This window comes from Enterobacter sp. GD03975 (genome assembly GCF_029838645.1).
Taxonomy (GTDB): domain Bacteria; phylum Pseudomonadota; class Gammaproteobacteria; order Enterobacterales; family Enterobacteriaceae; genus Enterobacter; species Enterobacter quasihormaechei.
On sequence record NZ_JAOBZC010000017.1, the window covers coordinates 23,221 to 45,202 of the forward strand.

The window sequence follows — 21,982 nt, forward strand, 5'->3', positions numbered from 1 at the left end:
CCTGTCACATTTTTGCGTTATACAGGAACCTCGCCCTGGAGAATGAGGTGCTGTATGACATCCCTGACTCGCCCGCGCGTTGAGTTCATCTCAACGATACTCCAGACCGTGCTGAACCTCGGTCTGCTGAGCCTTGGCCTGATCCTGGTCGTCTTTCTCGGTAAAGAGACGGTGCACCTGGCTGATGTGCTATTTGCCCCTGAGCAAACCAGCAAATATGCGCTGGTGGAAGGGCTGGTGGTCTACTTTCTCTACTTCGAGTTTATTGCCCTGATTGTGAAGTACTTCCAGTCCGGCTTTCACTTCCCGCTGCGCTATTTCATCTACATTGGCATCACCGCCATTGTGCGGCTGATCATCGTCGATCATAAATCCCCGCTCGACGTGCTGATCTACTCGGCGGCGATCCTGCTGCTGGTGATCACCCTCTGGCTGTGCAACTCGAAGCGGCTGAAACGCGAATAAAAAAAGGGCGCTCCGAAGAGCGCCTAACAACAGTCACAAGTTGGTTCAATACAATACGTCTAAAGTTGAGGGTTGCAGTGGCATAACAGATGAAACTTAACCTTTCACACCGCCCGCCGTCAGGCCGTTGACCAGCCAGCGCTGGGCCAGCAGGAACACTACGGTAATCGGGATGGCAGAGAGTACCGCCGCTGCGGCAAAGTCGCCCCACAGGTAGTTTTGCGGGTTGAGGTATTGCTGCATGCCAACGGCCAGGGTGTAGCTGTTCACATCGCGCAGCAACAGTGAGGCGACCGGTACTTCGGTGATCGCCGCGATAAACGACAGGATAAACACCACCGCCAGAATCGGCACCGACAGCGGCAGCAGCACCAGACGGAACGCCTGCCACGGGGTGGCGCCATCCAGCGCGGCGGCTTCTTCCAGCGAACCGTCGATGGTTTCGAAATAGCCTTTAATGGTCCACACATGCAGGGCGATACCGCCAAGATAGGCGAAGATCACGCCGCCATGGGTGTTCAGACCGATAAACGGCACATACTGACCCAGACGGTCAAACAGGGCGTACAGCGCCACCAGCGACAGCACCGCCGGGAACATCTGGAAAATCAGCATCCCTTTCAGCAGCGTCGCTTTGCCCGGGAAACGCATGCGGGCGAAGGCGTAAGCACAGGTGGTGGAGAGCGTGACGATGCCGATGGCGGTGATGGTCGCCACTTTCACCGAGTTCCACAGCCACAGCAGCACCGGGAACGGTGGCGGCGTGACGCGGCCATCGGCGTGCTCAACGCTGAAGCCCAGCGCGAGCCTCCAGTGCTCCCAGGAGATTTCATCCGGGATCAGGCTCCCGGTCGCAAAGTTACCCGAGCGCAGGGAGATGGCGATAACCATCAGCAGCGGGAACATGATGGCCGCGATGAACATCAGCAGGCCTAAGTGCGTCGCGAGGAGGCGCAGCTTCTGAGATTTGGGTTGTACCATAGCCATGATCGATGCCCTCCTTAGTCAAATTTCATACGTGTGGCTTTCAGGTTCACAATCGCCAGGGCGCCAACCAGCAGGAAGATCAGGGTGGCAATGGCCGCTGCCAGACCGAAATCCTGGCCGCCGCCGCCTTCAAAGGCGATACGGTAGGTGTAGCTCACGAGCAGGTCGGTATAGCCCGCCGGCGTGGTGGTGCCGAGACGGTCCGGGCCACCGTTGGTCAACAGCTGAATCAGCACGAAGTTGTTAAAGTTAAAGGCGAAGCTGGCGATCATCAGCGGCGTCAGCGGCTTAATGAGCAGCGGCAGCGTAATTTTAAAGAAGTTCTGGAACGGGCCCGCGCCGTCCATTGCCGAGGCTTCGTACAGGTCGTCCGGAATCGCCTTCAGCAGCCCCATGCACAGGATCATCATGTACGGATAACCCAGCCAGGTGTTGACGATGATAATCATCGAACGGGCGGTGGTCGGGTCGCTGAACCAGGCCGGTTTGATGCCGAACAGCGCGCTCAGCATCATGTTGATTTCACCGAAGCTCTGGTTAAACAGCCCTTTGAAAATCAGAATCGAGATAAACGATGGTACGGCGTACGGCAGAATCAGCAGCACGCGGTAAATCGCTTTCCCTTTCAGGGATTCCCACTGCACGAGGCAGGCCAGCACCATGCCCACGGCAACGGTCAGGATCACGGTCAGGATGGAGAAGACTACCGTCCAGACGAAGATGGCGAAGAACGGCTTCTGGATGCCTTCGTCGGTAAACACGCGGGTAAAGTTATCCCAGCCGATGGTGACGGTATAGCCTGGGCTGAGCTTGTCGTCTCCCCAGCTGCCGTCGGCATTCACAGACTGATAAAAACCGATATCGTTGTTCGGACGATACTTCACGCCGCTCTGGTTGTTGGTCAGCGTGCCGTCATCCGCCAGGGTGTAAAGCGGCTGCGTACCGGAGAACTGGCGCAGCGAGCTCATGGTTACTTTGCTGTCATCGGGCAGCACGGCGGTGAGCTGCGTCAGCGCCTGGCGATTCTGGGTAATGATACGCAGGTTCGCGCGTTCGCCTTCCGGCAGGGCTTCGGCCTCTTTTAAGACCAGCTCTTGCTCGCCGCCAAATTTGAACGCGTCGGAAAGATAGTTTTTGCCGCTCTCACCGTCAGTGAGCGCTAACTTCCACTCATCTCCCTCAGGATACAGACCGAAGTTAAAGGTCTTACCGGCCTGATAAGAACGGTCCAGAAGCACCTGGGTGGCGCGCTCTTGCGCGAGCTGGTTGGTGCTGCTGTAGTTGGTAAAGGCAATGGCGATGGTGCAGATCAGCGGAAAGAGGACAAACAGCCCCATCCCGGCCACGCCAGGGTAAACATAGCGCCACGCGTACGCTTTACGGTTGGCGAAAATATACAGGCCAACCGAGCTTAAAATCAGCGTCATGATGGCAAAAAGGTATTCCCCTTGCACGTACATTAAAACAACAAGGTAACCCACCAGCAGACACAGCAGACCTATCGCTGACCACTTCAGCGCGTCGCTTTGCCACCAGCGTTTCTTTTTAATGACATCCATGGGGTTCTTCCTCTACAACGGTGGAAACTTTTCGTCAGGTGGCGCTGCGCTTACCTGACCTACGGATCGTGCCGTAGTTGTAGGGCGGGCAGCGTACGCGCCACCCGCCGTTCTTCTTACTTGGTAATACGACCCTGAGCATCTTTCAGCGCGGCATCAACAGTCTGGCGACCGCTGGCAGCATTGATGACGGCGGTACGGGTGGCGTACCAGAACGCGGCCATCTGTGGGATGTTCGGCATGATTTCGCCTTTCTGGGCGTTATCCATGGTGGCCGCAATGCGCGGATCTTTCGCTAACTGATCCTGGAAGGATTTCAGCGCCACGGCGCCCAGCGGTTTGTCCTTGTTCACATCACCCAGACCTTCATCGGTCAGCAGGTAGTTTTCCAGGAACTCTTTCGCCAGCTCTTTGTTCGGGCTGGCGGCGTTGATACCCGCGCTCAGCACGCCAACGAACGGTTTAGACGGCTTACCGTTAAAGGTTGGCAGCAGGGTCACGCCGTAGTTGATTTTGCTCTTGTCGATGTTGGTCCAGGCCCACGGACCGTTGATGGTCATCGCGGTTTCGCCTTTGTTGAACGCCGCTTCCGCGATGGAGTAGTCGGTATCCGCGTTCATGTGTTTGTTCTTGATAAGGTCAACCAGGAAGGTCAGGCCCGCTTTCGCGCCCGCGTTGTCTACGCCTACGTCCTTCACGTCATATTTGCCGTTTTCAAACTTGAACGCGTAGCCGCCGTCGGCAGCAATCAGCGGCCAGGTGAAGTACGGCTCTTGCAGGTTGAACATCAGGGCGGATTTACCTTTCGCCTTCAGCTCTTTATCCAGGGCAGGGATCTCTTCCCAGGTTTTCGGTGGGTTTGGCACCAGGTCTTTGTTGTAAATCAGTGACAGAGCTTCAACGGCGATTGGGTAAGCGATCAGCTTGCCGTTATAGCGTACGGCGTCCCAGGTGAACGGGAACAGTTTGTCCTGGAAGGCTTTATCTGGCGTGACTTCAGCCAGCAGGCCAGACTGCGCGTAGCCCCCGAAACGGTCATGCGCCCAGAAGATAATGTCCGGACCGTCGCCCGTGGCCGCAACCTGCGGGAACTTCTCTTCCAGCTTGTCCGGGTGCTCTACGGTCACTTTGATACCGGTGTCTTTCTCGAATTTTTTGCCCACTTCGGCCAGGCCGTTATAGCCCTTGTCGCCGTTAATCCAGATAACCAGCTTACCCTCTTCAATTTTGGCGAGAGCCGGTGCGGAAATCATCATTGCTGCGAGGGCGGACAATGCGAAAACGCGTGCGCCAGTCTTGATCTTCATATCTGCCATCCTTTATTGGTGATGTGCTCGTGGATACATAAGGTGGTTCAACGTGACTCAGTCTCCTTATTTGACATCCTCTTTCCATCCTCCCAGTCCCTACGCCCCACCCCCCGTTTGTGTGATCCCTGTAACATAAATTTAAGTTATGAGTGCTGGCGCACATAAAAACCCACTGAATTTTGCAGGCCGCTTCACGATTTTCGCCTCAGCCCCTCCGCTGCGGTCGCAGAGCCTGCTCTCTCATCCTCCCGCCTCCTCCCCCACAAAAAAGCCGGGGGGTGGAGGATTCACGAAAGTAATGGAACACGCATAGTGAACTTATCTTGAATGTTTCTGTCGGTGACAGGTTGTAACGAAGGGAGAAGGGCATGGCGAGCGTACAGCTGCGTAATGTAACGAAAGCCTGGGGCGACGTAGTGGTGTCAAAAGACATCAATCTGGACATCCACGAAGGTGAGTTTGTGGTGTTCGTGGGTCCATCAGGCTGTGGTAAATCGACTCTGCTGCGTATGATTGCCGGTCTTGAAACCATCACCAGTGGCGATCTGTTTATTGGTGATACCCGAATGAACGACATCCCGCCTGCCGAACGTGGCGTAGGCATGGTGTTCCAGTCTTATGCGCTTTATCCGCATCTTTCCGTTGCCGAGAACATGTCCTTTGGCCTGAAGCTGGCCGGCGCGAAAAAAGAGATTATTAACCAGCGCGTCACGCAGGTGGCGGAAGTGTTGCAGCTGGCGCACCTGCTGGAGCGTAAGCCGAAAGCGCTTTCCGGCGGTCAGCGTCAGCGCGTGGCGATTGGCCGTACGCTGGTGGCCGAGCCGCGCGTCTTCCTGCTCGATGAACCTCTCTCTAACCTGGATGCCGCCCTGCGCGTCCAGATGCGTATCGAAATCTCCCGTCTGCACAAGCGCCTTGGCCGCACGATGATTTATGTCACCCACGATCAGGTCGAAGCGATGACCCTCGCCGACAAAATCGTGGTGCTGGACGCCGGTCGCGTGGCGCAGGTGGGCAAACCGCTGGAGCTGTATCACTACCCGGCAGACCGCTTTGTAGCGGGCTTCATTGGCTCGCCAAAGATGAACTTCCTGCCCGTCAAAGTGACCGCGACGGCGATTGAACAGGTACAGGTGGAGCTGCCAAACCGCCAGCAGGTCTGGCTGCCAGTCGACAGCGCCAACGTACAGGTGGGGGCCAATATGTCCCTCGGTATCCGTCCTGAGCATCTACTGCCAAGCCACATTGCGGATGTGACGCTGGAAGGTGAAGTTCAGGTCGTCGAACAGCTTGGTCACGAAACACAGATTCATATCCAGATCCCCGCCATCCGTCAGAACCTGGTCTACCGCCAGAATGACGTGGTGTTGGTAGAAGAGGGTGCCACATTCGCTATCGGTTTGCCGCCAGAGCGTTGCCATCTGTTCCGTGAGGATGGCACAGCATGTCGTCGGCTGCACAAAGAGCCAGGCGTTTAAGCATTCCAATTACAAAGAAAAGCAATGATCTCAGGAGATAGAATAATGATTACTCTGCGCAAAGTCCCTCTGGCTGTCGCCATTGCGGCAGGCATCCTGTCTGCCCAGGCGGGCGCCGTAGACTTCAAAGGTTATGCTCGTTCCGGCATCGGCTGGACCGGAAGTGGCGGTGAACAACAATGTTTCCAGGCAACAGGTGCACAAAGTAAATACCGTCTCGGTAACGAATGTGAAACCTACGCCGAGCTGAAGCTGGGCCAGGAAGTGTGGAAAGAAGGCGACAAGAGCTTCTATTTCGACACCAACGTAGCGTACTCTGTTTCTCAGCAGAACGACTGGGAATCCACCAGCCCGGCCTTCCGTGAAGCTAACGTGCAGGGTAAAAACCTGATTGAATGGCTCCCAGGTTCAACCATCTGGGCCGGTAAGCGCTTCTATCAGCGTCATGACGTACACATGATCGACTTCTACTACTGGGATATCTCTGGTCCTGGTGCCGGTATTGAAAACATCGATCTGGGCTTTGGTAAGCTCTCTCTGGCCGCCACCCGTTCTTCTGAGTCCGGCGGTTCTGCAACCTTCGCCGATCGTGACGCGAACGGTGACCGTATTTATGACAACGTGGTACCAAACGACGTCTTCGACGTTCGTCTGGCCGGTCTGGAGACCAACCCGGGCGGTACGCTGGAGCTGGGCGTTGACTACGGTCATACCAACATTCCTGACGACTACTATCTGCAACCTGGTGCCTCTAAAGATGGCTGGCTGTTCACCGCTGAACACACCCAGAGCATGATGAAAGGCTTCAACAAGTTCGTGCTGCAATACGGTACGGACTCCATGACCTCTAACGGTAAAGGTATTCCGCAGGGCGGCAGCATCGATAACGACGGCTCTATGTGGCGCGTGCTGGACCACGGTGCAATCACCCTGGCAGACCGTTGGGACCTGATGTATGTCGGTATGTACCAGAACATCGATCGTGATAACAACAACGGTACCGAGTGGTGGACCGTGGGCGTTCGTCCAATGTTCAAATGGACGCCGATCATGAGCACCCTGCTGGAAGTGGGCTACGACAACGTTAAGTCTCAGAAAACTGACGACAAAAACAGCCAGTACAAAATCACCCTGGCACAGCAGTGGCAGGCAGGCGACAGCATTTGGTCCCGTCCGGCTATCCGCGTCTTCGCAACCTACGCGAAGTGGGATGAGAAATGGGGCTACGCGAACAACGACTCAGGTGCAGGTTACACCTCTGGCGTAGCGTATAGCGACACGTCCGCGAAAACCTTCAGCCGTGGCGACAACGATGAGTGGACCTTCGGCGCCCAGATGGAAATCTGGTGGTAATTCGTCAAGCCTGACGTAATAACCTGAAAAGAGGGGCGTAAGCCCCTCTCTCCTTAGGGTGCTGCGCGCTATTGCCTGGCCACCGCAGCGCTCACGCTATCAGAGGTAATAACAATGAAAATGAAGAAAAGTCTCGTCGCGCTGTGCCTCTCTGCGGGGCTGCTGGCCTGTGCGCCTGCGGTCACCTTTGCAGATGTGAATTTTGTTCCTCAAAATACCAGCGCTGCGCCAGCGATTCCGGCGGCGGCGCTTCAGCAGCTGGTGTGGACACCAGTCGATCAATCAAAAACGCAAACCACTCAGCTTGCTGCGGGCGGCCAGTCGCTGAACGTTCCCGGCATCAGCGGCCCGGTTGCAGCGTTCAGCGTGCCCGCTAACATCGGCGAGCTGACCCTGACGTTGACCAGCGAAGTGAATAAACAGACCAGCGTTTTTGCGCCTAACGTGCTGATCCTCGATCAGAACATGACACCATCGGCCTTCTTCCCGAGCACCTACTTTAGCTATCAGGAGCCGGGCGTAATGAGCGCTGACCGGCTGGAAGGTGTTATGCGCCTGACGCCGGCCCTGGGCCAGCAAAAGATCTACGTTCTGGTGTTCACAACCGAAAAAGATTTGCAGCAAACCACGAAGCTGGTCGATCCGGCAAAAGCCTATGCGAAAGGCACCGGTAACGCCGTCCCGGATATTCCGGACCCACATGCCCGTCATACCACCGATGGCCTGATTAAGCTGAAAGTCTCTACCAACAGCGCCTCCAGCGTACTCGTAGGGCCGCTGTTTGGCTCATCTGGCCCGGGCCCGGTAACGGTGGGCAATACTGCCGCGCCTGTTTATGCCGCACCAGCCGCAGCGCCTGCCGCAGCCCCGGCTCCGACGAAAAAAGCCGAGCCGGTGCTTAACGATACTGAAACGTATTTTAACAACGCCATCAAGCAGGCGGTCAAAAACGGCGATGTCGATAAAGCGCTGAAGCTGCTTGATGAAGCCGAGCGTTTAGGTTCAACCACTGCCCGTTCCACCTTTATCAGCAGTGTAAAAGGCAAGGGGTAACCGTCTCCCCACAGTGCTGATTTTGTCAGTAGTTTAGTGCGCCTTAACGGGCGCACTTTTTTTGGCTTAGTTGCATCATTGTTGCGATAGTGATCGCTAAATTTGGTTTGCTCGTCCTCATTTCGCCAATCTGCGATACAATGCCTTTACGTTATGTATCGGAGAGTCTGGCATGTCACACCCCGCGCTAACGCAGCTGCGTGCGCTACGCTATTTCGACCAAATACCCGCGCTTGACCCGGAGCAGCTTGACTGGCTGCTGCTGGAAGATTCCATGACAAAACGTTTTGAGCAACAGGGTAAAACGGTCACGGTGACGATGATCCAGGAAGGATTTGTCTCGCCTGAGGAGATTGGCAGCGAGTTGCCGCTCCTGCCGCAAGAAGAACGCTACTGGCTGCGTGAAATTTTACTGTGTGCGGATGGCGAGCCGTGGCTTGCCGGGCGAACGGTGGTTCCCGAGTCTACACTTTCCGGGCCGGAGCTGGCACTGCAACGCCTCGGCAAAACGCCGCTTGGGCGATATCTGTTCACCTCGTCTGAACTGACCCGTGATTTTATTGAAATTGGTTGCGATGCCGATTTATGGGGGCGCCGTTCCCGCCTTCGTTTGAGTGGCAAGCCGTTAATACTGACGGAACTCTTTTTGCCTGCATCGCCGTTGTACTAAGAGGGAGAGAAAATGGAGTGGAGTCTGACGCAGAATAAGCTGCTGGCCTATCACCGCTTAATGCGTACCGATAAACCGATTGGCGCGCTGCTGCTGCTGTGGCCGACCTTATGGGCGCTGTGGGTTGCCACGCCGGGCATACCGCCGCTGTGGATCCTGGCGGTGTTTGTCGCGGGCGTCTGGCTGATGCGCGCTGCGGGCTGCGTGGTAAACGACTATGCTGACCGAAAATTTGATGGGCATGTTAAGCGCACCGCGAATCGTCCTCTGCCGAGCGGTCAGGTGACCGGGAAAGAGGCGCGCATCCTGTTTGTCGTGCTGGTGCTTCTCTCTTTCATGCTGGTGTTAACGCTTAACACCATGACTATTCTGCTGTCCGTTGCGGCTCTGGCGTTGGCCTGGGTCTACCCGTTTATGAAGCGATACACCCATCTGCCGCAGGTGGTATTGGGTGCGGCATTTGGCTGGTCGATCCCCATGGCATTTGCTGCGGTCAGCGAGTCTGTTCCGCTCAGCTGCTGGCTGATGTTCCTGGCAAATATTCTGTGGGCCGTTGCGTACGACACCCAGTACGCGATGGTCGATCGCGATGACGATCTCAAGATCGGCGTTAAATCGACGGCGATCCTGTTTGGCCGTCACGACAAATTGATCATCGGCATATTGCAGGTGGCGGTGCTGGCGCTGATGGTGGCGATTGGTCGCCTGAACGGGCTGAACTGGGAGTTTTACTGGTCCGTGCTGGTGGCGGGGCTGCTGTTTGCATATCAGCAGAAGCTGATCGTGAAGCGCGAGCGTGAAGCCTGCTTTAAAGCGTTTCTGAATAACAACTACGTCGGGCTGGTGCTGTTTATGGGGCTGGCGATGAGTTACTGGTCATAAAAAAGCCGGGTGGCGGCTTCGCCTTACCCGGCCTACGATTTAGCAGAACATGTAGGCCGGGTAAGGCGAAGCCGCCACCCGGCTTTAACATCATTCGCCCTGCGTCGAACTCTCAATCGTCAGACGCACATCCGAGGTAATCAGCTCTGCCAGCATCTGGTAAACCTTTATCGTCTCTTCCGGCTCGGCATCGCCCGTATCGCTAATATACCCTTCGTCGCGCAGCGTCAGCACCAGGGAGCTGAATACCGCTTTGTCGAAGAATTCCGGGGCGTTAATGCCGTGCAGAACGGAGAGGCGCTGAGCCAGCGTCCGGCTCTCTTTTTCCAGCGTACCGCGGTTGATTGACGGATTTGCACTCAACAACCAGAAGGTGATGGCGTAGCGCTGCAACGTCTCACGCGCGCCGGATGCCAGTAGCTGCAAGGTACGAGAACGTGACGGATTGATATGCAGTTCATCATCACTAATGGTAATCAGCCCCTGACGATGCATTTCTGCGGTCATTTTATCGAGCTCTGCCGCCAGCTCATCTTCACTCCAGCGCAGGAACAGCTCCGCTTTCAGCATCGGATAGATGGTCTGAATATGGCGCAGCAACTCCTGACGCGAAATGCGGCGGTGCTGGGTAATGATGGCGGCCATCAGCGACGGCAACATCAGCATATGCGTGATGTTGTTACGGTAGTAGGTCATCAGCACGGCCTGCTCGCGCGGCAGAATGATGATGTCACCGATGGTATCTTTCTCCACTTCGAACTTGTTCATCTGCAACGCGTGATCGATAAGCTCGCTGGCGGTAGCAGACGGCACGGTCGAATCCACGGAGTACGGCACGTTACGCATGATGTCGAGGTAGCAATCAATCTGCTCGGTCAGCTGCTCGCGGGTCAGTGAACGCTGGCGAGAAGCCAGAAGCGCGGTACAGCACAGGTTCATGGCATTCGCCGCACCGGCATTGTTGATGCGTACCATCAGTTCGGATGCGATGCCGTTGACCGTCGGCGTCAGCCAGGCCGGACGCACCGCTTCGATAGGATCGATAGATTCGCGCCACTCCGGAACATGATGGTTCAGATATGTCATCAGCGGCAGGGGCTCGCCAAAGTTCACGTAGCCCTGACCGAGGTTGCGCAATTTGCTCAGCCCACGCAGCATCTGCGGCAGACTCTCTTTCTCTTTGGTCGCACCGCGCAGCTCTTTCGCATAGGTACCTACTTCCATCACGTGTTCATAGCCGATGTAGATAGGCACCAGCGTGATAGGACGCGTACCGCCGCGCAGCATCGCCTGAATGGTCATCGACAGCGTGCCGGTCTTCGGATCGAGCAGGCGGCCCGTACGGGAGCGCCCGCCCTCCACAAAGTACTCAACGGAATAGCCGCGGCTGAACAGCTCGCCAAGGTATTCACGGAACACGGTGGAGTAGAGCTTGTTGCCCTTGAAGGTACGACGAATGAAGAACGCCCCCAGACGGCGGAAAATCGGGCCTGCTGGCCAGAAGTTCAGGTTGATACCGGCGGCAATGTGTGGCGGCACCAGCCCCTGGTGATAGAGCACGTAAGAGAGCAGCAGGTAGTCCATGTGGCTGCGGTGGCAGGGCACGTAGACAATCTCGTGGCCGTCGTGCGCGAGCTGACGCACGCGCTCGGCGTTGTGGACGTTAATCCCCTGGTAGAGGCGGTTCCACGTGAAGCCGAGGATACGGTCTGAGAGACGAATCATCTCGTAGGAGAAGTTCGCGGCGATCTCTTCCATCAGCGCGATCGCGTTCTGCTGCGCTTTCTCGTGTGAAATTTTCTTGCTGCGCGCTTCGTCTTCTACGGCACGGGCAATCGCTTTGGAAGCGAGCAGCTTGTTGAACAGATCCTGACGCGCCGGGAGACGTGGCCCAACGGCCGCCAGACGCTGACGTGCAAAGTGCATACGCGCAACGCGCGCCAGCTTTTGCGCAATGATCTTATCGGTGCCGTGTTCATCCGCCATGCGGCGCAGTGAAACGGAAGGCGAGAAGCGGACAAAGCTGTCGCGTCCCAGCCAGGAGACGGCGAAGAACTTCTGAATGCCGTTAAGCATACGCAGCGGCGGGTTCTCTTCCCCTTTTTCGCGCCCCGGACGACGACCAAACATCACCGACACCGGCACCATCTGAACGTCCAGATCGGGGTTGCTGCGGTGCAGATCGAGGTAATCATGGAACAGCTTAATGGACTCTTCTTTCGGCGTGTAATAGGTGAACACGCGCGGCCCGCCGTGGATGAACACGTAGCGCGGCAGCAGCGTACCGTCGACTTCCAGGGGTTCAAGCGGGTCAGGTAAATCGTGCGCCAGACATTGAGCGCGAAGCGTGAGCAGGTCTGCCTTCGAGTTATAAGGCAAAACGTACATAATAGGGCGTGACGTATCGAGCCCTAATTCCAGCGCGGGTTCTGCTGGGATAGACTTACTTTTTACCAGTACGCTTAATGGTAAATTAAGTAATTTGTAGTAAATTCGTGGCCAGCCGGACATAAACGATGTAAAGCCTCTGGTTAATAATGCAATTGCGGCGCAAGGATAACAGAAAGCGCGCAAAATTTCTGTTGTTACCCGTCATACTTCAGGTTGCAGCAAAACGCGCTGAAGCTTTAGTTACTGACGCTATTTCTCATAAAAGGTTCTTTAGATGGCCAATAATACCACTGGGTTAACCCGAATCATTAAAGCTGCCGGTTATTCATGGAAAGGCTTTCGCGCCGCATGGGTTAATGAAGCTGCCTTCCGCCAGGAAGCGGTTGCCGCGATCGTTGCAGTTATCATCGCCTGCTTCCTTGATGTTGATGCTATCACCCGCGTGCTTCTCATCGGTTCTGTCCTTCTGGTGATGATAGTGGAAATTCTTAATAGCGCTATTGAGGCCGTTGTTGACCGGATAGGGTCGGAATTCCATGAACTGTCTGGCCGGGCGAAAGACATGGGTTCCGCTGCCGTGCTGCTGTCGATTATCACCGCGGCGATCACCTGGGTCACGCTGCTTTGGTCACATTTCCGATGAGCCTCGAGGAATAATTAAGTCCCTGGTTTTTTGTGCAGTTTTTGGTTCCAAAATCGCCTTTGACTGTATATACTCACAGCATAACTGTATATACACCCAGGGGGCGGTATGAAAGCGTTAACGACCAGGCAGCAAGAGGTGTTTGATCTCATTCGGGATCATATCGGCCAGACGGGTATGCCACCCACGCGTGCAGAAATTGCACAGCGTCTGGGCTTCCGTTCTCCTAATGCTGCCGAAGAGCACCTTAAAGCGCTGGCGCGTAAGGGCGTGATTGAGATTGTTTCCGGTGCCTCACGCGGTATTCGTCTGTTGGTGGAAGAAGAGACCGGTATTCCGCTGGTGGGCCGCGTCGCCGCAGGTGAACCCCTGCTGGCACAGCAGCATATTGAAGGGCACTATCAGGTTGACCCAGGCATGTTCAAGCCGAGCGCCGATTTCCTGCTGCGCGTTAGCGGAATGTCCATGAAAGATATCGGTATTCTGGATGGCGATCTGCTTGCGGTACACAAAACGCAGGACGTGCGTAACGGGCAAGTCGTGGTAGCGCGCATTGATGACGAAGTGACGGTTAAGCGCCTGAAAAAACAAGGTAATACCGTTCAGCTTCTGCCAGAAAACAACGAATTCTCCCCAATTATGGTGGATCTCCGCGAGCAGAGCTTCTCCATTGAAGGCCTGGCGGTAGGCGTTATCCGCAACGGTGAATGGCTGTAATCTCTTCCTGACAGGCTGTAGCTCCTCTACAGCCTGGCCTATTTTCTGATTCCGGTAATTTCCATGGCATTGCTAACTTCTGCCGATAAGGCGTTGTGGCGTCTTGCGCTACCGATGATTTTTTCCAATATTACCGTTCCCCTGCTGGGGCTGGTGGATACGGCGGTAATCGGGCATCTGGATTCGCCGATTTATCTGGGCGGCGTCGCGATCGGCGCAACGGCGACCAGCTTCCTCTTTATGCTGCTGCTCTTTTTGCGCATGAGTACAACAGGCCTGACGGCTCAGGCGTATGGTGCAAAAGATCCCCTGCGTCTGGCGCGTGCGCTGGTTCAGCCGCTCATGCTGGCGTTCGGTGCCGGCGCGTTAATCGTCCTGTTGCGTACGCCGCTCATTGATCTGGCGCTCCATATTGTGGGCGGCAGTGATGCCGTGCTGGAGCAGGCCCGGCGCTTCCTCGAAATTCGCTGGCTCAGCGCGCCCGCTTCCCTGGCAAACCTGGTCCTCCTGGGCTGGTTACTGGGCGTGCAGTACGCCCGCGCGCCGGTGATCCTGCTGGTGGTGGGCAACCTGCTTAACATTGTGCTCGATCTCTGGCTGGTAATGGGACTGCACATGAACGTTCGCGGCGCGGCGCTGGCCACGGCGATTGCTGAGTACGGTACGCTGCTGATCGGTTTGTGGATGGTCTGGCGCGTGCTGACGATGCGCGGCATCACCCTCGATCTTCTGAAAACGGCCTGGCGCGGCAATATGCGTAAGCTGCTGGCGCTTAATCGCGACATCATGCTGCGCTCGCTCCTGCTGCAACTCTGCTTTGGTGCGTTAACCGTTTTTGGTGCGCGGCTTGGGCCAGAAATCGTCGCGGTCAATGCAGTGCTCATGACGTTACTGACCTTTACCGCTTACGCGCTGGATGGTTTTGCTTACGCCGTGGAGGCGCATTCCGGGCAGGCTTATGGCGCGCGTGAAAGCGGCCAGCTACGCGAGGTGTGGCGGGCTGCCTGCCGTCAGGCGGGTCTGGTGGCGCTGATCTTTGCCCTGGTTTACGCCTGTTTTGGTGGGCATATTGTCGCGCTACTTACCTCGCTGCCCGCGCTTCAGGCGCTTGCCGATCGCTACATCCTCTGGCAGGTGGTATTACCGGTGGTGGGCGTGTGGTGCTATCTGCTGGACGGCATGTTTATTGGTGCCACGCGAGGGGCGGAGATGCGCAACAGCATGGCCGTCGCGGCGGCGGGCTTCGGCCTTACGCTGCTGACCGTGCCGTATCTTGGCAATCATGGCCTGTGGCTGGCGCTGGCGGTTTTTCTCTCATTGCGTGGCCTTTCGCTGGCCGTTATCTGGCACCGTCACTGGCGAAACAATACCTGGTTTCCTGCCCGACCTGATATGTCGTAGCGGTTAAAGATTCCGAATATAAAAATAACTTCCGAATCCTTAACTACAATAATAATCACGTCCAGCAGAAAAGAACGAAGCGGACGATACTCATAGACGCTTAACACGAGGACACGATTATGAATAAAGACGAAATCGGCGGCAACTGGAAGCAATTCAAAGGTAAAGCGAAAGAACAGTGGGGTAAGCTGACGGATGACGATATGACCGTCATTGAAGGTAAGCGCGATCAGCTGGTAGGTAAAATCCAGGAGCGCTACGGTTATGAAAAAGATCAGGCGGAAAACGAAGTCAAAGACTGGGAAACCCGTAACGACTACCGCTGGTAACCGACACTATCCCCAAGGGCGGCCATGAGCCGCCTTTTCTTTGGCCTTAACGCGGTTTTTTCTTCACCAGAATCGAGTGATCGTGCTGACAGGCATCCTGATGGCGGCATGACTCCACCTCTACGCAGGCAGAACATAAACCGTGTGCTTCGATTACGTTATGGCGCAGGGCAAAGCCCATTCTGGCCGCCAGCGTATGCATAATATCTTCCACCCCTTCCGCACACTCCTCCTTCACCACGCCACAGCGATCGCAGATAAACATGGCGGACGTGTGGGTCGGCTGGTCAAAAAGATGGCACAACACATAGCTGTTTGTTGACTCCACCTTATGCACAAACCCTTGTTCCAGCAGAAAATCCAGCGCCCGATAGACGGTTGGCGGTTTTGCCTGCGGCTCGCTTTCACGTAACAGATCGAGCAGATCGTAGGCGCTGATGGCACCCTGTTGCAGGCTCATCAGACGCAGGACCTCAAGGCGCTGTGGGGTCAGGCGCACATTGCGTTGCGCGCACAGCTTTTCAGCTTGCGCTAACAGCTCTTTTGTGGACTTGTCCATCGGGCACCTCGGATGTGATAAGGGTTCAAACCCTCACTTTATCATGTTCTGGTAAAAACACCGAGATCCGCCAGGCTGTGCTATACCTGACGCATCGCAAACCGGGAGATCGCGCAATGAAAAGACCTGACTGTATTCGGCACTGGCGGGACGTGGAAGGTGCCGATGACGCCACTTATCCTGACAGCAACGAACGTTTCTCAATTGGCGCGCCGCTGGCCCGCAAGCTGGGTCTCGGCCGCATTGGTATTCACCATGAACGGCTGCCGCCCGGACGCCGCACGTCTTATCCGCATGCGGAAAGTGATGAAGAAGAGTTTGTATACGTTCTGGAGGGTTATCCTGAGGCCTGGATCAATGGCTATCTGTGGAAACTCGAACCTGGCGACAGCGTCGGGTTTCCTGCTGGCACGGGTGTGTGCCATACCTTTATCAACAATACCGAGGAAGAGGTGCGCTTACTGGTGGTGGGCGAGGCCAATAAAAAGCACAACCGCATCTACTATCCGCTTAATCCGGTTTATGCCGCAACGCGCGAAGACCGCTGGGTAGACCATCCGCCTCAGTTTTTTGGGCCGCACGATGGAAAACCTGGGCGAAAATAATTTCCTCTTCTATAAATATTGATGGTCGTCACACATTAGAACAGGCCGGGATGGAATTTAACTTAGGGAAATAGCGGGTCTTTTTGTACTTATTCACAGCAATAGTTCGTTCCTGTTTGGGTGATAACAGACAGGGTTAACTAATAACAAACTATTTACGAGCACACTGTGAAAAAACATTTTAAATTTTCGATGGTTAGCATCGCTGTCTCCTTTTTTATGGCAAATCAGGCGGGAGCAGCCAATACCTGGACGGAAGCGCGTAGCGACGCAATGGGTGGCACGGGCGTAGCGGCCGGAAGTTATGGCAGCGGCGCCTTGATCAACCCGGCGCTGCTGGCAAAGTCAAAACCTGAGGATGACGTGACGGTTATTTTGCCGTCCGTCGGCGTGCAGGTGACCGATGAGGACAATCTTCAGGACGAGATTGATACCATCAATGACAAAATCAATCGCTATCAGGACGTGGTGGATAGCCTGACGCCGATTGAAATCATCACCAACCCGTTAGGCTCAATCAACCAGTTCCAGGGCGCAGCGAAAGATCTCGCGGATGAGCTGGACTACCTGAAAGGCAAAACCGCGCACGCCACCGCAGGGGCGGGGATTGCCGTCAGCATTCCTAACGACGTGCTTTCCGTGGCCTTTATGGCGAAAGGCTATGCCCACGGGCGCGTGAGCACTTCTATCGACCAGCAGGACATTGATTATCTGCGCGGGATTCAGCGTAGCGACGCGGTGGCGGCCGGTGTGGCGCTGGACGCTGCGCTAAACGGTACCGATCAAATCACCAAAAACCTCAACTCGACGGCCTCTGGCCGGGCGGCGATTGTGTCCGACTACGGTATTGCGGTGGCCCGCCAGTTCGATCTTGGCGGCGTTCCGGTTTCCGTTGGCGTTACGCCAAAGCTGCAAAAAACCTGGCTCTATAACTACACCACCTCAATCTACGATTACGACAGTAATAAGTGGAACGACAGCCGCTACCGTACCGACGACACTGGCTTCAACGTCGATGCCGGTATTGCTGCTGATTTCGGTGAAAACTGGACGGTCGGCGTGAGCGGGCAAAACCTGATGTCCCGCGATATCGATACCAAAGATATCCGCATCCGCAACGGGCGCACGGGAGAGGTGGTGAGTTATAAAGATACCTACCAGATCCGTCCGCTGGTGACCGCCGGAGCGGCCTGGCATAACGATCTGGTGACCCTGACCGCAGACGGCGACCTGACCGAGACCAAAGGCTTCAAAAGCGAAGATACGTCCCAGTACGCTGGCATTGGTGCAGAAGTCACACCGCTGAGCTGGCTGGCGGTGCGCGCCGGTTATCGTGCGGACATGAAAGGTAACGACAGCAACGTCTTTACCGGCGGCCTCGGTTTTGCGCCGTTCAGCTCCGTTCATGTTGACCTGATGGGGCTTTATGGCGAAGACGAGACCTGGGGGGCAGGGGCACAGTTGAGTATGACGTTCTAAAGTACACCGGAGGCGCTGCGCCTCCGGCTTTTCTTTGTGCTATAGTAGCGCCCCTTTTCCACCAGATGCTTAAAAGTTCGCCATGTCGTCAGAATTCCAGACCGCTTTCCCTGCACACCGTTTCTCTATCGCGCCGATGCTCGACTGGACGGACAGACACTGCCGCTATTTCCTGCGTCAGCTCTCCCGCCATACGCTGCTCTACACCGAAATGGTCACTACCGGCGCAATTATTCACGGCAAGGGTGACTATCTGGCTTACAGCGAAGAAGAGCATCCGGTTGCGCTGCAACTCGGTGGCAGCGATCCGGCTGCGCTGGCGCAGTGTGCGAAGCTGGCTGAAGCGCGCGGCTATGACGAGATTAACCTTAACGTCGGCTGCCCGTCCGACCGTGTGCAAAACGGTATGTTCGGCGCGTGCCTGATGGGTAATGCAAACCTGGTGGCGGACTGCATCAAAGCGATGCGCGACGTCGTCTCTATTCCGGTCACGGTCAAAACCCGTATCGGCATCGACGACCAGGACAGCTACGAATTTCTGTGTGATTTCATCAACACGGTGTCCGGGAAGGGCGAGTGCGAGATGTTTATCATCCACGCCCGTAAAGCCTGGCTCTCTGGCCTTAGCCCGAAAGAGAACCGCGAGATCCCGCCGCTGGACTACCCGCGAGTGTACCAGCTGAAGCGCGACTTCCCGCACCTGACTATGTCGATCAACGGCGGCATTACCTCGCTGGACGAGGCCAAAGCGCATCTTGAACATATGGATGGCGTGATGGTCGGACGCGAGGCGTATCAGAATCCGGGCATTCTGGCGACGGTCGACCGGGAAATTTTCGGCATTGAAGGTGCCGATACCGATCCGGTGGCCGTAGTGCGCGCTATGTATCCGTACATTGAGCGCGAACTGAGTAAGGGTACGTACCTGGGCCATATTACCCGCCATATGCTTGGCCTGTTCCAGGGCATTCCTGGCGCGCGCCAGTGGCGTCGTTACCTCAGCGAGAACGCGCATAAAGCCGGTGCGGACATTGAGGTTCTGGAACACGCGCTGCGTCTGGTTGCGGATAAACGTTAAATTTCGCTAAAAGATGGTCAATTACACCACGCCCTGCAAGAGATTGCGGGGCGTTTTGCTTTCAGAACAACGACTTATTTTTGGCACGTTTCTTGTAATGATCGCAGCATCATTCGGGAACTCGTGGGAGAGCACCATGCTGGAACTACTTTTTGTGATTGGCTTTTTTATGATGCTGATGGTCACGGGCGTGTCGCTGCTCGGTATTCTGGCCGCGCTCGTGGTGGCCACGGTGGTAATGTTTGTCGGCGGCTTATTTGCCCTGACGATTAAGCTCCTGCCGTGGTTACTTCTGGCGATTGCGGTGGTATGGGCGATACGGGCGATTAAATCACCAAAACTCCCCACTTATCAGCGTAATAACCGCTTCCGTTACTAAGGTATTGAGGGGTTCGTCACATACCTGCAACTTTTCCGGCAGCAATCCTTAGAACAGAATAGGATTTACTTATCGAATCTGTCACTATGGCTGCCGCTAAAGAATTCATCGAGCTGTACCCTACATACAGCCGAACTAAAAAAAGAAAGGGCTTCCCACGGGAAGCCCAATTTCTTTTTATGGCTCAGGGAATTAACAGGCTTGATCCCTGCGTTGCCCGGCTCTCCAGCACTTCATGCGCGCGTTGTGCATCGGTTAGCGCGAATTTCTGCGCATCCGCCACGTCTACTTTGATGACGCCGCTGGCAATCAGCGAGAACAGCTCATTGCTGGCTTCCTCAAGTTCTTCCCGGTTGGTGATGTAACCTTGCAGGGAAGGGCGTGTGACGTACAGCGACCCTTTCTGATTCAGAATGCCGAGATTGACGCCGGTGACAGCGCCAGAGGCGTTACCGAAGCTCACCATCAGCCCGCGACGTTGCAGGCAGTCCAGCGAAGACTCCCACGTATCTTTCCCCACCGAGTCATACACGACGCGCACCTTTTTGCCGCCGGTGATCTCTTTTAGCCGCTCAACGATGCTCTCTTCCCGGTAGTTGATCACCTGCCAGGCGCCCGCGTCCAGCGCACGCTGCGCTTTTTGCGCGCTGCCTACAGTGCCGATCAGCTTCGCGCCCAGTGCTTTCGCCCACTGGCAGGCAATCAAGCCCACGCCACCTGCGGCAGCATGGAACAGAAACTGCTCATCGGGCTTAATTTCATAGGTTTTGCGCAGCAGATAATAGACCGTCAGCCCTTTGAGGAATGAGGCGGCGGCCTGCTCGAAGCCAATCGCATTCGGCAGAAGCGCCGCTTTCTCGGCCGGAACATTGTGGACGGAGCTGTAAGCGCCCAGCGCAGACTGCGCGTACACCACGCGATCGCCTTCTTTGATGTGCTTGACCCCGCTACCCACTTTGCTGACGATACCGGCCGCCTCGGTGCCCAGCCCGCTCGGCATCGACGGAGGCGGATAGAGGCCGCCGCGAATATAGGTATCGATGTAGTTAATGCCAATCGCTTTGTTTTCAACCTGGATTTCATTCTCACCAGGCGCGGCGGGGGTGAACTCCACCGCGTTGAGTACGTCAGGGCCACCATGCTTGTGAAATTCAATACGTGTTGCCATGCTTCCTCCAGAATGTGGTAATCTTTCGACCCACTCTTTATCTCGGTAACTCCATTCACTATGGCAGGAAACAAACCCTTCAACAAACAGACTGAACCCCGTGAACGTGATTATCAGGTCGCCGGGTTAAAAGTCCCGCCGCACTCGATTGAAGCGGAACAGTCGGTGTTGGGCGGTTTAATGCTGGATAACGAACGCTGGGACGACGTTGCCGAGCGCGTCGTCGCAGAAGATTTCTATACCCGTCCGCACCGTCATATCTTCACGGAAATGGCGCGTTTGCAGGAGTCGGGCAGCCCGATTGACCTGATTACGCTCGCAGAATCGCTGGAGCGCCTGGGGCAGCTGGACAGCGTCGGCGGCTTTGCCTATCTGGCAGAACTGTCAAAAAACACGCCAAGCGCCGCGAACATTAGCGCTTATGCTGACATCGTCCGCGAACGCGCCGTTGTCCGCGAGATGATTTCGGTGGCGAACGAGATCGCCGAGGCCGGTTTCGACCCGCAGGGCCGCACCAGCGAAGATCTGCTCGACCTGGCGGAATCTCGCGTCTTTAAAATCGCCGAAAGCCGTGCCAATAAAGACGAAGGCCCGAAAAACATTGCCGACGTGCTCGACGCCACCGTTGCGCGTATAGAGCAGCTTTTCCAGCAGCCGCACGATGGCGTGACGGGGGTGAACACCGGCTATGACGATCTCAACAAAAAAACGGCGGGTCTTCAGCCGTCGGATTTGATTATCGTCGCGGCGCGTCCGTCGATGGGTAAAACGACATTTGCGATGAACCTCGTCGAAAACGCGGCGATGTTGCAGGATAAGCCGGTGCTTATCTTTAGTCTTGAGATGCCCTCAGAACAGATTATGATGCGTTCTCTGGCATCCCTGTCGCGCGTGGATCAGACCCGCATCCGTACCGGCCAGCTGGACGACGAGGACTGGGCGCGTATCTCCGGCACCATGGGCATTTTGCTGGAAAAACGGAACATCTACATCGATGACTCCTCCGGCCTGACGCCAACGGAAGTGCGCTCCCGCGCGCGCCGCATCGCCCGTGAACACGGCGGCATCGGCCTTATCATGATCGACTACCTTCAGCTGATGCGCGTCCCATCGCTCTCCGACAACCGTACGCTGGAGATCGCCGAGATTTCCCGCTCGCTCAAGGCGTTAGCTAAAGAGCTGCACGTTCCGGTGGTGGCGCTGTCGCAGCTTAACCGCTCCCTGGAACAGCGTGCAGACAAACGCCCGGTCAACTCCGACCTGCGTGAATCCGGCTCCATTGAGCAGGATGCCGACTTAATCATGTTCATCTACCGTGATGAGGTCTATCACGAGAACAGCGACCTGAAAGGGATCGCCGAAATTATTATTGGTAAGCAACGTAACGGCCCCATCGGTACGGTGCGTCTCACCTTTAACGGCCAGTGGTCGCGTTTCGACAACTATGCCGGTCCTCAATATGATGATGAGTAATTT

At 55.9% G+C, this 21,982-nt stretch carries 21 protein-coding genes; 15 read left to right on the forward strand and 6 right to left on the reverse strand.

All coding sequences use genetic code 11. From position 1 onward, the window contains the following. The first annotated feature begins 54 nt into the window (after nucleotides 1–54). Nucleotides 55–465, forward strand: coding sequence for a phosphate-starvation-inducible protein PsiE (psiE, locus tag N5C09_RS19790; RefSeq protein WP_063449873.1), 411 nt, complete (start codon nucleotides 55–57; stop codon nucleotides 463–465). Nucleotides 466–561: 96 nt separating this feature from the next. Here the strand turns inward: psiE and malG are convergent, their stop codons facing one another. The 3 genes from malG to malE all read right to left on the reverse strand — a co-directional run bounded on the left by malG (nucleotide 562) and on the right by malE (nucleotide 4,318). Further along, entirely contained in the window at nucleotides 562–1,452 is an 891-nt protein-coding gene (malG, locus tag N5C09_RS19795) for a maltose ABC transporter permease MalG (protein WP_279749727.1), read from the reverse strand. A gap of 14 nt (nucleotides 1,453–1,466) precedes the next feature. After that, nucleotides 1,467–3,011, reverse strand: a complete 1,545-nt coding sequence (malF, locus tag N5C09_RS19800) for a maltose ABC transporter permease MalF (RefSeq protein WP_193037757.1) — start codon at nucleotides 3,009–3,011, stop codon at nucleotides 1,467–1,469. 116 nt (nucleotides 3,012–3,127) lie between these two features. After that, complete coding sequence (gene malE, locus N5C09_RS19805) at nucleotides 3,128–4,318, reverse strand: maltose/maltodextrin ABC transporter substrate-binding protein MalE (RefSeq protein ID WP_063865508.1); 1,191 nt, start codon at nucleotides 4,316–4,318, stop codon at nucleotides 3,128–3,130. A 371-nt stretch (nucleotides 4,319–4,689) separates the two neighbouring features. Between malE and malK the strand changes: the two genes are divergently transcribed. From malK to ubiA, 5 genes are all read left to right on the forward strand, one after another. Continuing rightward, nucleotides 4,690–5,799 (forward strand): maltose/maltodextrin ABC transporter ATP-binding protein MalK, encoded by a 1,110-nt coding sequence (gene malK / locus N5C09_RS19810; protein ID WP_063449869.1) that lies wholly within the window; start codon nucleotides 4,690–4,692, stop codon nucleotides 5,797–5,799. A gap of 42 nt (nucleotides 5,800–5,841) precedes the next feature. Then, nucleotides 5,842–7,152 (forward strand): maltoporin, encoded by a 1,311-nt coding sequence (locus tag N5C09_RS19815; RefSeq protein ID WP_026080558.1) that lies wholly within the window; start codon nucleotides 5,842–5,844, stop codon nucleotides 7,150–7,152. A gap of 114 nt (nucleotides 7,153–7,266) precedes the next feature. Further along, nucleotides 7,267–8,205 (forward strand): maltose operon protein MalM, encoded by a 939-nt coding sequence (gene malM / locus N5C09_RS19820; protein WP_063449868.1) that lies wholly within the window; start codon nucleotides 7,267–7,269, stop codon nucleotides 8,203–8,205. A 172-nt stretch (nucleotides 8,206–8,377) separates the two neighbouring features. After that, on the forward strand, nucleotides 8,378–8,875 hold the full coding sequence (gene ubiC, locus N5C09_RS19825) for a chorismate lyase (RefSeq protein WP_279749728.1): 498 nt from the start codon (nucleotides 8,378–8,380) through the stop codon (nucleotides 8,873–8,875). A 12-nt stretch (nucleotides 8,876–8,887) separates the two neighbouring features. Continuing rightward, complete coding sequence (ubiA, locus tag N5C09_RS19830; protein WP_064910185.1) at nucleotides 8,888–9,757, forward strand: 4-hydroxybenzoate octaprenyltransferase; 870 nt, start codon at nucleotides 8,888–8,890, stop codon at nucleotides 9,755–9,757. Nucleotides 9,758–9,847: 90 nt separating this feature from the next. Here ubiA and plsB read toward each other — a convergent pair whose 3' ends face one another. Then, nucleotides 9,848–12,268, reverse strand: coding sequence for a glycerol-3-phosphate 1-O-acyltransferase PlsB (gene plsB / locus N5C09_RS19835; protein ID WP_063865506.1), 2,421 nt, complete (start codon nucleotides 12,266–12,268; stop codon nucleotides 9,848–9,850). Between the two features lie 154 nt (nucleotides 12,269–12,422). Here plsB and N5C09_RS19840 point away from each other — a divergent pair, with 154 nt between their 5' ends. From N5C09_RS19840 to N5C09_RS19855, 4 genes are all read left to right on the forward strand, one after another. After that, nucleotides 12,423–12,791 carry a diacylglycerol kinase gene (locus tag N5C09_RS19840; protein WP_063449864.1) on the forward strand — a complete coding sequence of 123 codons (369 nt, stop codon included), beginning with the start codon at nucleotides 12,423–12,425 and terminating at the stop codon, nucleotides 12,789–12,791. Nucleotides 12,792–12,899: 108 nt separating this feature from the next. Then, nucleotides 12,900–13,508 (forward strand): transcriptional repressor LexA, encoded by a 609-nt coding sequence (lexA, locus tag N5C09_RS19845; RefSeq protein WP_279749729.1) that lies wholly within the window; start codon nucleotides 12,900–12,902, stop codon nucleotides 13,506–13,508. A 63-nt stretch (nucleotides 13,509–13,571) separates the two neighbouring features. Then, a complete protein-coding gene (gene dinF, locus N5C09_RS19850) occupies nucleotides 13,572–14,909 on the forward strand; it encodes an MATE family efflux transporter DinF (RefSeq protein ID WP_193032836.1) in 1,338 nt (445 codons plus the stop codon). Between the two features lie 119 nt (nucleotides 14,910–15,028). Beyond that, on the forward strand, nucleotides 15,029–15,238 hold the full coding sequence (locus N5C09_RS19855; protein WP_003860314.1) for a CsbD family protein: 210 nt from the start codon (nucleotides 15,029–15,031) through the stop codon (nucleotides 15,236–15,238). Between the two features lie 46 nt (nucleotides 15,239–15,284). Here N5C09_RS19855 and zur read toward each other — a convergent pair whose 3' ends face one another. Beyond that, nucleotides 15,285–15,797 (reverse strand): zinc uptake transcriptional repressor Zur, encoded by a 513-nt coding sequence (gene zur / locus N5C09_RS19860; RefSeq protein ID WP_006810484.1) that lies wholly within the window; start codon nucleotides 15,795–15,797, stop codon nucleotides 15,285–15,287. A 116-nt stretch (nucleotides 15,798–15,913) separates the two neighbouring features. Between zur and N5C09_RS19865 the strand changes: the two genes are divergently transcribed. The 4 genes from N5C09_RS19865 (at nucleotide 15,914) to pspG (ending at nucleotide 19,338) form a co-directional block, all read left to right on the forward strand. Continuing rightward, nucleotides 15,914–16,402, forward strand: coding sequence for a cupin domain-containing protein (locus tag N5C09_RS19865; RefSeq protein ID WP_063449861.1), 489 nt, complete (start codon nucleotides 15,914–15,916; stop codon nucleotides 16,400–16,402). A gap of 168 nt (nucleotides 16,403–16,570) precedes the next feature. Continuing rightward, the gene (gene traF, locus N5C09_RS19870; RefSeq protein WP_063865504.1) at nucleotides 16,571–17,881 is read left to right on the forward strand and encodes a conjugal transfer protein TraF; all 1,311 of its coding nucleotides are present in this window, start codon (nucleotides 16,571–16,573) and stop codon (nucleotides 17,879–17,881) included. Nucleotides 17,882–17,963: 82 nt separating this feature from the next. Next, entirely contained in the window at nucleotides 17,964–18,959 is a 996-nt protein-coding gene (dusA, locus tag N5C09_RS19875; RefSeq protein WP_063449859.1) for a tRNA dihydrouridine(20/20a) synthase DusA, read from the forward strand. A 136-nt stretch (nucleotides 18,960–19,095) separates the two neighbouring features. After that, on the forward strand, nucleotides 19,096–19,338 hold the full coding sequence (gene pspG / locus N5C09_RS19880) for an envelope stress response protein PspG (RefSeq protein ID WP_112792373.1): 243 nt from the start codon (nucleotides 19,096–19,098) through the stop codon (nucleotides 19,336–19,338). Between the two features lie 184 nt (nucleotides 19,339–19,522). Here the strand turns inward: pspG and N5C09_RS19885 are convergent, their stop codons facing one another. Next, nucleotides 19,523–20,506 (reverse strand): quinone oxidoreductase, encoded by a 984-nt coding sequence (locus N5C09_RS19885; protein WP_063865502.1) that lies wholly within the window; start codon nucleotides 20,504–20,506, stop codon nucleotides 19,523–19,525. Nucleotides 20,507–20,566: 60 nt separating this feature from the next. Here N5C09_RS19885 and dnaB point away from each other — a divergent pair, with 60 nt between their 5' ends. After that, nucleotides 20,567–21,979, forward strand: coding sequence for a replicative DNA helicase (dnaB, locus tag N5C09_RS19890; RefSeq protein WP_003860298.1), 1,413 nt, complete (start codon nucleotides 20,567–20,569; stop codon nucleotides 21,977–21,979). Nucleotides 21,980–21,982: the final 3 nt, after the last annotated feature.